We start from the raw sequence: 14,205 nt of genomic DNA, 5'->3' as shown, positions 1-14,205 counted from the left end.
AAAGCTGAGGGACCCGGTTAGATTCCTCGAGACTCTACAGGGCGTTTCCGCCGGATGTGCCGGAAGCGGTCATCCTCCAAGCGCGTTCGGTGACCCGTGGACCTGACGACAACGCGCTGGGACTGGTCACCGTAAACGACCGGACGAGGTTCCGCCTCAGAAAGCGGAATCCGGTGACAGGAGCGGGAACCACGATGCAGCACTGCATAGCGAGGCGCGGCGGCGTCCGTGCTGCAGGATAGGCGCGAGACCTGCAGCTATCGCCAAGTTCCTCATCGCGGTTCTTGACTCGCGGGCGGCTCCGCCAGCTCTTCACCAACGCGTCTGCGAATCTGGCATCCTGAGTGGGTGACCGAACTCGACTTCTTCCTAGGCATGCAGGAAGCAATGAACGCTCAGGCCCGGCAGATCTGGGACATGGTGCACTACTCACGGGCGCGAGGGTATCGGCTCCGGCTCGGCGAGGTCACGGCCAGCGAGCTCAACTTCTTTGCACTCCGCGACTATTGGACGAAGGGCGTCTACGTCGTGACGAACGAGCCCGACGAGGCAAGGACCGGGGCAGACTGGGAGTGGTTGATCGGACACGGTGACAAATGGCTCCAGATCCGAGTTCAGGCGAAGATCTTGAGTTCGAGAGGCAGTTTCGAGCATCTTGGGCACCCAAACCGCACGGGCGATCAGATGCAGCGACTTCTGAACCCCGACCCCGGTGATACGGTTTGTCGGTACTTGCCGCTATACATCTTTTACGCAGCAAGCCCGCCAGCTGGGGTTGCCGTCGAGAAGCATGCTGGTTGCAGCGCCCAGATAGCTAGGCGAGTCCAAGAGACGTTCAAGCCAGGGTATGCAAAGCGGGCCACGCTTGCGGCAGCCGCGCACCTGCCCGGTAGTGTGCCGTGGGCAAACGTCTTCGATGGATTGGTCTCGCGCCTCCGGCGCGGGGAGTCGCTCGCTTCGGTGGTGGACTCTCTAGCGAACCGTCGAGTTTCCGCGGAGGCAGCCTCGATCGACAATTTCTGGCTCGTGGACGAATCTGCGGAGATTTGCCACAGAGAAATTCCTGAGTATGTCAAGGCGATCGTCGGACGTGATGGAGATGAGTTCGATGGATCGCTGGTGGGCCGCTTGAATGTGAATGTCCGAGGCCGACCCAACAAGGGTGACGACGTTCCCGACCTTTATGACGATGGAGCGGCGTCAGGCCGCCCGGAGGTCGCCGCGCAATACGGCGCGGAAAAACGCGTCCAAGCATTCGCTGACGATCATTCCGTGCACTTGCCATCGAGGTCGATTTCTCTCGATCGATCCGAATCCGATGCGTCGGCGCTCCCGAATGTCGTCTCCGTTATCGATATTGACCGTCTGAACCCAGCTGCTCTCTCGGGCTGACACGAGCGCGCCGGGGTGACACGCAGAACGTACAGCGAGAGCGCATCGCTTCGCCCTCTCGGCGTGCGCACAAGCATCACTCTGTTCGCCCACAACGGCGAGTTGATGGCCGAGAAGGAGGTCCGGCCGGGAGAGGTCCTGTTCCTGCGGCCGTAGCGCTCGGCTAGCATTTCGGCATGGCTGAAACTCCCCGGATCATCGACGTCTCGATCGGCAGCGACGGCATCCGCCTCGGCCAGTTCATGAAGTTCGCGGGCCTGCTCGACTCGGGCGGTGACGTGAAGGAAGCCATCATCGACGGCTTCGTCACGGTCAACGGCGAGGTCGACCGCCGCCGCGGACGCCAGCTGCAGCACGACGACGTCGTCGTCTTCGACGGACGCGGGGCTCGGGTTCGTCCGTAGCGCCGAGGCGCCGTCGCGAGGTTCGAGCGGGCGTTCTCCGGGACGCGTGTGCCGCTGGCGGAGGGGATGCCACGTCCAAGAGCAGAATCGGTGGGGCCTCGCCCTCCTTACGCCCGACGGCAGATTCCAGGACAACAAAAAGCCGTTTCGATCGCGATGAGAACGTCGGCTCCGACAACGAAGTCGAGACTGATGAGCGCAGGCAGTGCGCCGGTTGCGAGGGCCGGCAGTAGTCTCAGCTTCATGTCGCAGCATGTCGCCCCCGGTTGGTTCTCGGACCCGTTCGGACGTTATGAGCACCGGTATTGGGACGGCGCTCAGTGGACGGAGCACGTGGGGTCTCGTGGTCAACAGACGATCGATCCACCTGTGGTGATGCCGCCCGCCGGCGGTGCGCTTCAGGAGGCGCAGAGTTCCGCGCCGTTGCGCAGCAGCCAGACTCCAGCCGACGCGAGAGTGCTCAAGCAGGTCCGGAGGCTCGGCATTTCGGAGCAGGCGGAAGGTGGCGGGGGGACCCTGTTCACCGAACGCGTGTTGGTGGTCAACCAGAAGGCCAAGCTGTTCGAGAGAAAAGCTGAGTACACCGTCTTCGATCGACACGGACGCAAGGTTGGCGGGGTGCGCGAGTTTGGGATCAGCATGGCTCGCCTAGCGGTCGGCCGCGAGAATGCGACGAAGCGGCTAGAGATCGTCGACGCAGACGGAACTCCGCGCCTCACATTGACGCGACCCGCCACGGTCTGGAAGTCGAAAGTCACGGTGATGCGTGCGGATGGCAGTCTTGTTGGACACCTTGCCCAGGAGAGTCTCGGCGTCATGGCGTCGGTATTCGGGGGCAGGTTTAACGTTCGCTTTCGTATGGAAGCCGACGGCGCGACGCTCGGCTCTGTCAATGCGGAGGATTGGCGGGCCTGGGATTTCAGTATCCAGGACGCGGCCGGTTCCGAGATCGCACGTATCACCAAGACGTGGGCCGGATTCGGCAAAGAGAGGTTCACGAAAGCGGACAACTATGTTCTGCAGGTCCACCGCGAACTGGTCGATCCGCTCCTGACCCTGGTTGTATCCGCCGCACTCGTCGTCGACACCGTCTTGAAGCAGACCAGCGACGGGAACCGTCGGTCGCGGTGACCCTCAGTCCCTCGCCGCTCGGCCACTGGCTGGTCGTCCGACGTGGCTACGCGCGTGCGCCTCGACACGGCATCAGTGAGGGATCATCACCCGTTCACTTGCCGCCGAGCGGACGGCGGCGTGATACATGACTGTAGTGTGCGGCGGGAACGTCCGATGAGGGAGTATAGATCTCGTGGAGACTTTCAAGCGAACACCGCTGCAGCTGTTCAACTTGCCTCAGCACTTCCTTGTCCCTCTTTTTCAGCGCCCCTACGTTTGGCGCGAGGATGAACAGTGGATCCCGTTGTGGAATGACATCCGGCGCGTGACGGAGCTACGGATCAACGATCCGCGCTCCAACGCCACACACTTCATGGGCGCGGTCGTTCTCCAGGCGCATGACGCAAAGAGTAAGCGCATGACGACGTGGAACGTCATCGACGGTCAGCAGCGTCTGACAACGCTCCAGATTCTGGCCGACGCAGCTTGCGGTTTGCTCGCGGTGAGCGGACATGCCCGCCTCTCAGGACAACTTGAGCGGCTCACCCAGAACGACGACATCTATGTCGAAGAGCGCGACAGTCGCCTCAAGGTCCGTCATCATAATAAGGATCGTGCGGCCTTCGACGAGGTGATGACGGCCGATCCGCCGGTCGACCATGCCTACTTGACGCACGCGGATTCGCAGATCGTGCGCGCCCACGAGTACTTCTCGACGGCCGTCCAGCAATGGCTGGGTACGCCCGACTCGGCTGAGTACCCGATCAAAGCGAAAGAGCTCACAACAGTTCTGCTCGACGGTCTGCAACTTGTCTCCATCGAGCTGGAAGCTTCCGAGAACTCACAGGAGATCTTCGAGACGCTGAATGCTCGCGGCACTCCGCTCACTGCCGCGGATTTAGTGCGCAACTTCGTCTTCCAGAAGCTCGAGGCTGACGGTGTCGACACCCGCAGGGCCTACCGGGAGGACTGGCCGTTTGAGTCCAAGTTTTGGATGGAAGAAGTGAGTGTTGGCCGCAACCTGGTGAGCCGTAGTTCTCTGTTCCTCAACCAGTGGCTCGTCGCGCGGACCGGCGAAGAGGTCAGCCCTCAGTCGACATTCACCAGGTTCAAGTCCTACGTCGAACATGAGTCCGGTCATGCGATGTCCGAACTCTTGCCGATCATCAAGATGCAGGCGCATCAGTACGAGTCGTGGACGGAAGCAGCGCGCCGTCCGGGGGGAAGCCTCACAGCCGCTGAACTGGCCGTCTACCGTATGCAGGCCGCAGGCGTGGAGGTGCTCAAGCCGCTCCTCATATGGCTGCACGAGCCCGGCCGGGGCGCATCAGAGGACTCGGTGGGTCGAGTCATCAATGCGGCGGAGAGCTGGGTATTTCGCCGGCAACTCCTGCGCCTGTCGGGCAGTGATCTCGGCCGCATCATCGCTGACGTCATTGCCGCGAACGCGAACGTGCCGTCGAGCGACCTCGCGGAGCGGGTTTCAGCCCATCTCGCGCGCCTCAACGTAACGAGTACCTATTGGCCCGGCGACGAAGAGGTCCGCCGCGCTTTGACCACAGAAGCAGCGTATACACGGTTCCCGCGAGGCCGACTGCGCATGATGCTTGAGGCAGTTGAGGACCACTACCGCGACGTTACCGGTCAGCCTCAAATCGAGCGCAAGGGTTACCCGATCGAACACCTGCTCCCAAGATCCTGGCGGGATACCTGGCCCGTCAACGCTCCTGACGAGGCCGAGGGGAGGCAGGCTCGGGTTCATCGCTTGGGTAACCTCACGCTCCTGACCAAGTCGCTCAACTCGAAGGTCTCGAACGGGGCCTGGCCCGTAAAGAGAGCCGCGTTACAAGACCACAACACGATCATTCTGACCGGCAGGGTGATCAAGCGCACTGAGATAGACGCGTGGAACGAAGAGCTGATCGATGAGCGCACTGCAGAGCTCATCGATACGTTGTTGCGGGTCTGGCCCGTCCCCGCAGGGCACCACGGCAAGGTCGCTGACCCTCAGACCAAAGCGGGCGACTGGGTTGAGTTACGGCACTTGATCGCAGGGGGCTTCCTCGCGCCCGGCGACAGGCTATTCGCGACCCACCGCGACCATAAGGGTAGGCAGGCAATTGTCACCGCGGACGGTGCGATCGACATCGACGGTAAGCGCTACACTTCTCCCTCGGCCGCGGGCTCCGCGCTCCAGCGAGGAGCGACGAATGGGTGGTACTTCTGGGCAGTCGCGGACGGTCGGAGATTGCGAGACGTCCGCACTGACTTCCAAAATTCGTCCGACGTCGACGAGCGCGTCGTAATGCCCGAGCCGTAGTCGAGACGCTTCTGCTCGACCTCGCTGGCGAAGTCTGAGGCGATAGCCCACCCCGCCAGATGGAAGAATCGTCCGGTGACCGCAACTCTCGTCGCTCAGGGCCTCGCCGGCGGATACGGCCACCGCACACTCTTCGATGGCGTCGATCTCACAGTTAGCCCGGGGGATGTCGTCGGGGTCGTCGGCGCCAATGGTGCCGGCAAGTCGACGCTCCTCCGCATCCTCGCCGGGCGCGATGTGCCGCAGGCGGGAACCGTGAGTCTTGCTCCGGCTGACGCGTTCGTCGGCTGGCTGCCGCAGGAGCACGAGCGCGTCGAGGGCGAGACCGTCGCCGCGTACATCGCCCGCCGCACCGGGTGCGCGGAGGCGACGGCGGAGATGGATGCCGCAGCATCCGATCTCGGCGATCTCTCGATCCCCGGCGCCGACGACCGGTACGCCACGGCACTGGAGCGCTGGCTCGCGAGCGGTGCGGCCGACCTCGACGAGCGCCTGCCGATCGTGCTCGCCGACCTCGGGCTCGAGCTCGACGCCGACGGCATCCTCATGACATCCCTCTCGGGTGGTCAGGCGGCGCGCGTCGGACTCGCGGCCCTGCTGTTGTCGCGCTTCGACATCGTGCTGCTCGACGAGCCGACGAACGACCTCGACCTCGACGGGCTCGAGCGCCTCGAAGCTTTCGTGCGCGGCCTGCGCGGGGGAGTCGTGCTGGTCAGCCACGACCGTGAGTTCCTCGCGCGCAGCGTCACCCGTGTGCTCGAGCTCGACCTGGCGCAGAACTCGCACCGCATTTACGGCGGCGGCTACGACGCCTACCTCGAAGAGCGGGCGACCGTGCGCCGTCACGCGCGCGAGAAGTACGACGAGTTCGCCGGCAAGAAGGCCGACCTCGTCGCGCGGGCCCGGGTGCAGCGCGAGTGGTCGAGCCAGGGCGTCCGCAACGCGATGAAGAAGAACCCCGACAACGACAAGATCCGGCGCAAGGCCGCGACGGAGTCGAGCGAGAAGCAGGCGCAGAAGGTTCGCCAGATGGAGAGCCGCATCGCCCGGCTCGAAGAGGTCGACGAGCCCCGCAAGGAGTGGCAGCTCGAGTTCACGATCGGTGCCGCCCCGCGGTCGAGCTCCGTCGTCTCGACGCTCAACGGCGCGGTCGTCCGGCAGGGCTCGTTCACGCTCGGACCGGTCTCGCTGCAGGTCAACGCTGGCGACCGCATCGGCATCACCGGGCCCAACGGTGACGGCAAGTCGACGCTGCTGCGCACCATCCTCGGTCGGCAGACTCCCGACGAGGGATCGGCGGGACTCGGGTCGAGCGTGAGCATCGGCGAGATCGATCAGGCGCGCTCGCTGCTCGTGGGCTCACGCCCGCTGGCCGACGCGTTCGAGGCGCTCGTGCCCGAGATGGCGTCCGGCGAGGTCCGGACGCTGCTCGCGAAGTTCGGCCTCAAAGCCGATCATGTGCTCCGCCCGGTCGACGAGCTGTCGCCGGGGGAGCGCACGCGCGCCGGTCTCGCGCTGCTGCAGGCGCGCGGCGTGAACGTCCTGGTGCTCGACGAGCCGACCAACCACCTCGACCTGCCCGCGATTGAACAGCTCGAGCAGGCGATCGAGTCGTACGACGGCACACTGCTGCTGGTCACCCACGACCGGCGGATGCTGGATGCCGTGAGCACCAACCGTCGCTGGCACGTCGAGGGCGGCCGCGTCACCGAGGCCTGAGTCTCGACAGCCATCCCGATAGGGTGCAGGCATGCGATCGCCGATGAAAGCACTGCTCCTGGCCGCACCGATCCTGTTGCTCGCCGGCTGCTCGGCAGGCGATCTGCCCGAGTTTGCGACCGAGCAGACCGACCGCGACGTCGTCGACGACGAGCGGGCGATCGAGGGTATCGCGTCCGAGACGACGCGCTTCGTCGGCGAAGTGGACGGCGTCGAGCTGTTCCTCGCGAAGAGCCAGGACGACGAGATCTGCCTCATTCAGCTCCGCGACGGCGGCTTCGAGAGCACCGCGTGCTCCTCTGGGGGCGGACTCGGAACGACCGTCACGGGAGGGCCTGCCATCGAGGTGGGCGACTTCCGCTACCTGCCGGATGCCGAGAACCGCCCGGGCCGTGAACAGATCAGTGACAGCGTCGTCGTCATCCGGAGTGGGCTGTAGCCCGAGCCCCGCCTCAAACGGCCGGCGGCTGCTCGGTCTGAGCGCCCCACTGCGCCCGCAGCACGCTCACGACATCGTCGATCCCCGCGCCCGTGCGCAGCGCCTCATCGGTCAGCTCGCGGATCCGCTTGAGCACGGGGCGGGGGAGTACCGCCGCCGATTCGGCGACGCGGGTTCCCGCGGCGGTGCGGGTGACGACGAGACCCTCCTGCTCGAGCAGCTTGTAGGCCTTCGCGACGGTGCCGGGCGCGACGCCGAGGTCGGCTGCGGTCTGGCGGACGGTGGGAAGGCGTTCGTTGGCCGCGAGCATGCCCGACACGATGAGGCCGCGCAGCTGGAGGTAGATCTCGCGCGACGGGGTGATCTCGTCAGTCGCGGAGAGAGTTCGGGTGAGGGTCATCGGGCGTACCCGACATCCGTTGCCGACGACCCCGGCCCCGCAGATGCCGGGGCGGTTGCCGAGGCATGGGCGGCGCGCGGCACGAGCGATCCGCCGACGACGAGAAGCAGGCAGAGCGCGATGATCTCGACGATCGGTGCGGTTGCGCCGGCGATCGAAGCGAGCTCGGCGTAGCGCCACGCGACGTCGTACGAGGTCGATGTGCCCGGACCGTCGATCACGAGCGTCGTCGTCGAGCCCGCGTTGCCGATGAGGCGCCACCCGCCCGCGAGGGCGAGCAGGCACGCGCCCGTCGTGAGCCACACGACCCCGCCCGCGGTGCGGCGGCGGGCTGCGCGTTCGATCGCGACGGTCTCGGGCCGGAGGAACGAGCGTGCCGCGTTGCGATCGAGGGCGCGCCAGGCGGCGATCACCAGCAGCACCAGCCCGACGAGGGCAGGCACGCCGTAGACCCAGCCGTAGAAGACGACGCGCAGCGGGTCGACATCCGCGGCGTTGGGGATCGGGATGACGAGCCAGAGCCAGTCGCCGGCATCGTCGGGCGACGACGCGAGCCCAGCCGCCACGGTGGTCGCCGCGAGCGCGAGGGCTGCGACCGTCACGGCGGAGAGGGCCACCGGTGAACTGAACGACACCCACGATCTGCGCACCGGTGGCGACACGGGCCGTTCGGGGGCGCCCGATCCGCGCGTGCGGACCAGGACGAGCGCGGTGAGGACGCCCACCAGAGCGACGACGAGTGGTGTCGCGACGCGCCACCACGACGCGCCGGAGCCGTCCCAGATGTAGCCGCGGAACAGGAACTCGAGAACGAAGCCGAGGGCGATGACGACCCCCGCGACGGCGAGGGCGATGTGCTCTCCCGCGTAGCGACGCCGAACCGCGGACCGGCGCGCACCGAGGAGTCCGGCGCCGCGCTCGTCACCGCCGCTCGTGTTGGCCCGGATCGCGACGACGGTCGCGGCGGCCACGAGGCCGAGGACGAACGACATCGGAGGCCACGTCGCTATGGCCCCGGTGAGATCCAGGGGCCCGAAGCTCGCGAGAGAAGGGATGAGCATGCGTGATGCCTTTCACTTGTACCTCGATGATGACACGAAATGTATCAGGAGCATGACACAAAAGGCGCACAGACCTGATGAGCAACCAAGGTTGACAAGATGACTACGAGCAACCTAGGTTGCTTAGATGGAATCCACCCAGATCGCCGGCGTCGCCGCAGACACGCGTGATCCACGTGCGGGCCTCCGCGCCATCGCATCGCTGCGCTCTCTCACCGAACGCCTCGAGCTGGCGCAGGTCGAGGCGGGCCTGCGTGCCGGCATGAGCTGGCAGGAGATCGCCGATGCGCTCGGCGTCTCGCGCCAGGCCGTGCACAAGAAGTACGCCAAACGGATCGACCCGAGCATCGACATCCCGAGGAGAACCCGATGAGCAAGCTGACGGTCGCGACCGCGACGATGTACGACCTGTCTCTCGCCGGCGCTGAGGAGGCATCCCGCTTCGGCGAGCACAGCGGCGACATCGACCATCTCCTGCTGGCCCTGACGATCAACGAGCAGGTCGCCGGTCAGGTTCTCCGTGCACTCGGGGTGGATCTCGAACGCACGCGAACGGCGGTGGAGCAGCAGCACGCTCACCAGCTCGCCTCGCTCGGAGTGCAGGCCGAAGCGCCCGGTCCCGGCCGCATCACGTATCACGAGCGAGGGGAGTTCGCGTGGAACGATCGCGCCCTCGACGTCCTCCGGCGTGCGGGTCAGGGGGGCAAGCGCGGTGATGCCGCCGCGGTCCTGCGCGAGCTGGTCGACGAGGGCAGCGGGCTCGTCGAGGCGATTCTCCAGCGCCTCGACACGAGCCCGCAGCAGGTGCGCGAGCTTCTCGATCAGGCGGAGCGTTATCCCGCTCTGCCGACCCGCGTCGCCGATAACGGTCGGTCAATCTCGGGTGCCGGCGCGGCACATGTCTCCGCTCCCGTCGCAGAGGTGTGGGCGCTGCTCAGCGATCCCGCACGGATGCCGGAATGGGATCTCGGTTTCGGGCGCGTCGACCACCTGCCCGCCATAGCCGTGCCGGGCACCGCCTGGACCGCGTACGCGCTCGAGACGGCGCCGAACGGCAAGCCGCAGCGGGTGAACCCCGAGCGCCGACGGGCTCGTGTCGAACTCGTCGCGAGCGAGCCCGCGACGGCGATCGAGTGGGTCACGACCTGGCCCGATTCTCCGACATCGAACAGGCGCCGGATGCGGATCGAACTCGAACCCGCCGCCGGCGGCACCCGCCTGCTGGTCCGTCAAGCGTGGGAACGTACCGCGTCGCGGCGAGGCCTCCCGCCGCTGCGATGGGTCATGCGACCCCTGCACAACTTCGCGATCTGGCTGCAGATATCGCAGGTCGGTGCGTCGATCGGGCGCGTGTTCCGGTAGACGCCCACGGGAGGGCGCCGCGTAGGCTCGGGGAATGACGAGTGAAGCGACACCCCGACCGAACCGTCTCACCGAGCCGCCGCTCACCCGCCCGTATGTCGGTGCCCCGCCGCTCGCGGCACTGAGGCGATGGATGCAGAACTACGCGACCTTCCGCGGTCGCGCGAGCCGGTCGGAGTTCTGGTGGCCGATGCTCGTCATCGTGCTGTTCCCGATCGTGGTCCAGGTGCTCAACGGGTTCGCGACCGGCGACTGGCGGCCGATCGACACGCGCGTCGTGCAGGACCTCCCCGACGTCATCGTGCTCGTCTTCTCGCTGGCCACGCTGCTGCCGATGCTGGCCGTCACCTGGCGTCGCCTGCACGACACGAACCGCAGCGGCATCTGGTTCTTCCTGATCTTCTTGCCGCTGATCGGCTGGATCGCGCTCGTGATCATGCTCTCGATCCGGGGCGAGCGCGGTGGTGCGCGGTTCGACCCGATCGAGGCGTGACTCCGGGCTCGTTGCTTACGAGCGACGAGCGATGAGCACGGCGATGACGGCGACCACCGCGATGACCGCGGCGATCCGTGCGGCCTTGCCGGTGCGCCGAGTGAGGCTGAGCGCCCCGTCGGCGATCTTGACGTTCTGATCGATCCGGGCGGTGGCGAAGCCGGCCGCGGCATCGACGATCTTGTCCGCGACGTCGGGAACGGCGTCGGGAAGCGCGTCCTTCGCGGCATCCTGCGCTTTGTGGATGGCGCCCTTGCCGGCATCGGCGACACCGTGCACGACCCGCGATGCGGCGCGGGTGACGCCCGATGCGTTCTCGGATGCCTCCGGGACGGGCGTCTGCGCGTCGGCATCGTCGACGGGGGCGTCGTCGCCCGTGGCAGGTGAGGTGTTGGCGTCCGTCATGACGGCTCCGTTCGTCGGTGCGAGAGGTCCGGACGAAAACTCTGGCACCGCCGACGAATTACCGAGAGGGCCTAGCCGACACGGCGGATTTCGCGTATGCCCGGGTCAGCTCAGGGCGTCGATCACCTCTACCCGGCGCTGCGGAAGGTCGCGGGGCGCGGCATCCCAGATGCGGGTCGTGCGCGACGGCGAGAATCGCGGCCAGCCGGGGTCGCCGCCGCGGATGAAGGCGACCCACGCCGCGTGCATGTCGCGCGCGAGGTCGGCGGGGGCGTCCGAGCCTGCTAGCAGCAGCGCCTCGGGGTCGCCGAGCCGGTCGAAGGCGAAGCCGATCTCGAGCGCGTGTGCGGCATCCAGACCCCGAACCGGGCTGCGCCAGGCGAACTCGTAGACGAACGTCGGTGCGGTGCGCGCACGAGCGACACGGGTCGCGGGGGCGCGCAGCATCCGGTCGGTGAGCAGCTGCCCCAGAACCTCACCGGGCGATGCGCCGGGGAATGAGCGTGCGACGGCCCGGGCCGCCCGCTCGGACACCCCCATCGCGCGGCGCGCCACCCATGCCTTCAGCCGCCCGATCCGGGCGATCGCGTCGGGGGTCAGCCACAGGCGGTACTCGTCGGTGTTGGTCCCGATCATGATGGGCAGGTCCGCCGACGTCAGCGCGTCCTCGGGCACCTCGGGCAGCGACTCCTCGTCGAGGGCGAGGACGAACCCCGGCGCGCCGCGCAGCGGGCTCGAACCGGCCGAGGCCCGCGACCGCGCGCTCAGCAGATCGGCGGTGGACGTGGCGGCGAACGCTTCGCGGGTCGTCGGGATGCCGAGTTCGCGGGCGATCGCATCCGACGCCCGGCGCGCCTTGTCGGGCTCCGCAGCTTCGAGCGGACCCGACTGGATGATCGCTCCCGCGACCAGGGCGCGTGAACGGGGTTCGCTCACCAGCGCGGCGACCAGAGCGCCGCCGGCCGACTCGCCCATGAGTGTGATGCGCGCCGGATCGCCGCCGAAGGCCCGGATCTCGTCGCTGACCCAGCGCAAGGCCGCCGCGGCATCCCGCAGCCCGAGGTTGCGGGGAACGCCGTCGAGCACGCTGAATCCCTCCACGCCGAGGCGGTAGTTCGCCGAGACGAAGACGATGCCGTCTCGGGCGAACGTCGTGCCGTCGTAGATCGTCTGCGCGGCGGCGCCGCGTTCGAGAGCGCCGCCGTGCAGCCACAGCACGACGGGGGCGTCCGCCGCTCCCACCGGTGCCCACACGTTGACGGTGAGGATGTCGTCGCCCTCGATCGTCGGGACGGTGAGCAGCTCGCCGAGGTCGCCCGGATACGGGGTCTGCGGGGCCGTGGGGCCGAACCGTGTCGCGTCGCGCTCGCCGTCCCAGGGGTCGACCGGCTCGGCGACCCGGAAGCGGCGCTCGCCGACGGGCGGTTTCGCGTACGGGATGCCGAGGTAGCGGTCGACCCCGTTCAGGCGCGAGCCTCGCAGTTCGCCGCCGCTGATGCTGACCCGCGCTTCGTCCGACACGACTTCCTCCGGCATCCCTGCTCCCTCCGTGTGCTCCCACCGTATGAGGCCCACTTATGAGGCGTCCCGGAGAGGGGCTGTCCTCAGGGGGTGATCAGCGGATCGTCCAGGGCGCACGCTCATTCGGCTATGTGCGCGCGCTCTCGGTGGTTCTAGCGTGTGAAATCCGGCTGCTACCCGAGCAGCTCGTCGCACACATGCAAAGGGGCATCGATGTCTACTCCACCCCGGCGGCTCCGCGGCCGTCGCCTTCTCCCGCTGGCGGTCACCGCCGCCGTCATCGCGCCGCTCGCGGCCTGTTCCGCGCCCGCCGACGAGGGGCCGGTCACCCTCACCTTCCAAACCTGGGTGCCCGGTATCGACCAGGCCGTCGATCTCTTCAACGAGCAGCACGACGACATCCAGGTCGAGCTGCAGACGATCGTCTCGGGCGCCGAGGGCGGCTACGCCAAGATGCTCTCGGATGTCCAGGCCGGCAACCCCGCGGATGTCGCCCAGGTCGGCTACGACCAGATGCCGACGTTCCTCCTCAACGGCGCCCTCGAAGACATCACCGATTACGTCGGCGACGAGGTCGACGTCTTCTCCGACTGGCAGATCGGCGCGACGACGTTCAACGATCGGGTGTACGGCATCCCGCAGGCGGCCGGGCCGATGGGGCTCTACTACCGCTCCGACGTGTTCGCCGAGGCGGGCATCACCGAGGCCCCCGCGACGTGGGACGACTTCTATGCGGCCGCCGTGGCGGTGCGGGCGACGGCGCCCGACCGCTACATCGCGGCGTTCGCGCCGAACCAGGCTGCGTGGATGGAAGGCCTCGCCGAGCAGGCGGGCGAGCCCTGGTTCCAAGTCGAGGGCGACGCCTGGAAGGTCGCGATCGACAACCCCGACACCCTCCGCATGGCCGAGTACTGGCAGCGCCTCATCGACGAGGATCTCGTGAAGGTGCAGGCCGACCTGTCGAGCGAGTGGTTCGCCGACGTGCAGGCCGGGCGCATCGTTTCGTGGATGAGCGGCTCGTGGGCCGACGCGATCATCCGCAACAACGCCCCCGAAACCTCGGGACTGTGGTCGGTCGGACTCATGCCGCAGTGGGATGAGGCGAACCCCCGCTCGGCGAGCTGGTCGGGCGGTTCCGCGAACGTGGTGCTGAAGGGGTCGGCGCACCCCGAGCAGGCGGCCGAATTCGCCCTCTGGCTCAACAGCAACCTCGACAGCGTGAGCCTGCTGACCGAGAACGGCGCAGGCTGGCCCGCGATCGCCGACGTCGACTCGATCCCCTCGATCCAGTCGGCCCCCGAGGTGTTCGAGTTCTTCGGCGGCCAGGACATCTGGGATGTCTTCGCCGAGTCGAGTGAGCAGGTCGCGCGCGACTGGCAGTGGCCGCCGCTGGTCGACGCGCTGAACGCGAGCCTCCTCGACGAGGTCGCCGCCGCCGTCGAGTCGGGCACCCCGCTCACCGAGGCCTACGCCGCGGTGCAGGAGCGGATGGTGGCCGAGATGACGGCGAAGGGGATCTCGGTCGCCGACTGAACCGAGCGGGGCGGACGGCAGCGACGCCGTCCGCCCCGCGCGG

At 67.3% G+C, this 14,205-nt stretch carries 14 protein-coding genes; 10 read left to right on the top strand and 4 right to left on the bottom strand.

Translation table 11 applies throughout. The annotated features are described in order from the left end of the window. Positions 1 to 348: 348 nt before the first annotated feature. From MTS1_RS16540 to MTS1_RS13000, 6 genes are all read left to right on the top strand, one after another. Complete coding sequence (locus tag MTS1_RS16540; RefSeq protein ID WP_023954723.1) at positions 349 to 1,392, top strand: DUF6615 family protein; 1,044 nt, start codon at positions 349 to 351, stop codon at positions 1,390 to 1,392. A gap of 176 nt (positions 1,393 to 1,568) precedes the next feature. Then, on the top strand, positions 1,569 to 1,796 hold the full coding sequence (locus tag MTS1_RS13020) for an RNA-binding S4 domain-containing protein (RefSeq protein WP_023954721.1): 228 nt from the start codon (positions 1,569 to 1,571) through the stop codon (positions 1,794 to 1,796). A gap of 243 nt (positions 1,797 to 2,039) precedes the next feature. After that, complete coding sequence (locus MTS1_RS13015; RefSeq protein WP_023954719.1) at positions 2,040 to 2,927, top strand: phospholipid scramblase-related protein; 888 nt, start codon at positions 2,040 to 2,042, stop codon at positions 2,925 to 2,927. Positions 2,928 to 3,102: 175 nt separating this feature from the next. Next, complete coding sequence (locus tag MTS1_RS13010) at positions 3,103 to 5,229, top strand: DUF262 domain-containing protein (protein WP_023954717.1); 2,127 nt, start codon at positions 3,103 to 3,105, stop codon at positions 5,227 to 5,229. 75 nt (positions 5,230 to 5,304) lie between these two features. Then, positions 5,305 to 6,948, top strand: coding sequence for an ABC-F family ATP-binding cassette domain-containing protein (locus tag MTS1_RS13005; RefSeq protein ID WP_023954716.1), 1,644 nt, complete (start codon positions 5,305 to 5,307; stop codon positions 6,946 to 6,948). Between the two features lie 31 nt (positions 6,949 to 6,979). Then, the gene (locus tag MTS1_RS13000) at positions 6,980 to 7,387 is read left to right on the top strand and encodes a hypothetical protein (protein WP_023954714.1); all 408 of its coding nucleotides are present in this window, start codon (positions 6,980 to 6,982) and stop codon (positions 7,385 to 7,387) included. A gap of 13 nt (positions 7,388 to 7,400) precedes the next feature. On the opposite strand, the gene MTS1_RS12995 is transcribed toward MTS1_RS13000, so the two are convergent. Together MTS1_RS12995 and MTS1_RS12990 are read right to left on the bottom strand one after the other, a co-directional pair. After that, on the bottom strand, positions 7,401 to 7,787 hold the full coding sequence (locus tag MTS1_RS12995) for a GntR family transcriptional regulator (RefSeq protein WP_023954712.1): 387 nt from the start codon (positions 7,785 to 7,787) through the stop codon (positions 7,401 to 7,403). After that, positions 7,784 to 8,848, bottom strand: a complete 1,065-nt coding sequence (locus tag MTS1_RS12990; RefSeq protein ID WP_023954710.1) for a hypothetical protein — start codon at positions 8,846 to 8,848, stop codon at positions 7,784 to 7,786. Before MTS1_RS12990 ends, MTS1_RS12995 begins: the two co-directional genes overlap by 4 nt. 127 nt (positions 8,849 to 8,975) lie before the next feature. Here MTS1_RS12990 and MTS1_RS12985 point away from each other — a divergent pair, with 127 nt between their 5' ends. From MTS1_RS12985 to MTS1_RS12975, 3 genes are read left to right on the top strand one after another with little or no spacing between them, the layout of a single operon-like run. Then, entirely contained in the window at positions 8,976 to 9,221 is a 246-nt protein-coding gene (locus tag MTS1_RS12985; protein ID WP_023954708.1) for a helix-turn-helix domain-containing protein, read from the top strand. Beyond that, positions 9,218 to 10,210, top strand: coding sequence for an SRPBCC domain-containing protein (locus tag MTS1_RS12980; protein ID WP_023954706.1), 993 nt, complete (start codon positions 9,218 to 9,220; stop codon positions 10,208 to 10,210). The genes MTS1_RS12985 and MTS1_RS12980 overlap by 4 nt, the downstream gene beginning before the upstream one ends. Positions 10,211 to 10,244: 34 nt before the next feature. Further along, entirely contained in the window at positions 10,245 to 10,703 is a 459-nt protein-coding gene (locus tag MTS1_RS12975; RefSeq protein ID WP_023954704.1) for a DUF805 domain-containing protein, read from the top strand. A gap of 15 nt (positions 10,704 to 10,718) precedes the next feature. On the opposite strand, the gene MTS1_RS12970 is transcribed toward MTS1_RS12975, so the two are convergent. Continuing rightward, positions 10,719 to 11,108 (bottom strand): hypothetical protein, encoded by a 390-nt coding sequence (locus MTS1_RS12970; protein WP_023954702.1) that lies wholly within the window; start codon positions 11,106 to 11,108, stop codon positions 10,719 to 10,721. 105 nt (positions 11,109 to 11,213) lie between these two features. Beyond that, positions 11,214 to 12,644, bottom strand: a complete 1,431-nt coding sequence (locus MTS1_RS12965) for a carboxylesterase/lipase family protein (RefSeq protein ID WP_023954700.1) — start codon at positions 12,642 to 12,644, stop codon at positions 11,214 to 11,216. A 198-nt stretch (positions 12,645 to 12,842) separates the two neighbouring features. Between MTS1_RS12965 and MTS1_RS12960 the strand changes: the two genes are divergently transcribed. Then, positions 12,843 to 14,162, top strand: coding sequence for an ABC transporter substrate-binding protein (locus MTS1_RS12960; RefSeq protein ID WP_023954698.1), 1,320 nt, complete (start codon positions 12,843 to 12,845; stop codon positions 14,160 to 14,162). Positions 14,163 to 14,205: the final 43 nt, after the last annotated feature.

The sequence above is a fragment of the Microbacterium sp. TS-1 genome, from assembly GCF_000509385.1.
Classification (GTDB): domain Bacteria; phylum Actinomycetota; class Actinomycetes; order Actinomycetales; family Microbacteriaceae; genus Microbacterium; species Microbacterium arborescens.
The sequence above is the reverse complement of the archived record's forward strand: the minus strand, read 5'-3'. Positions and strand labels throughout refer to the sequence as shown.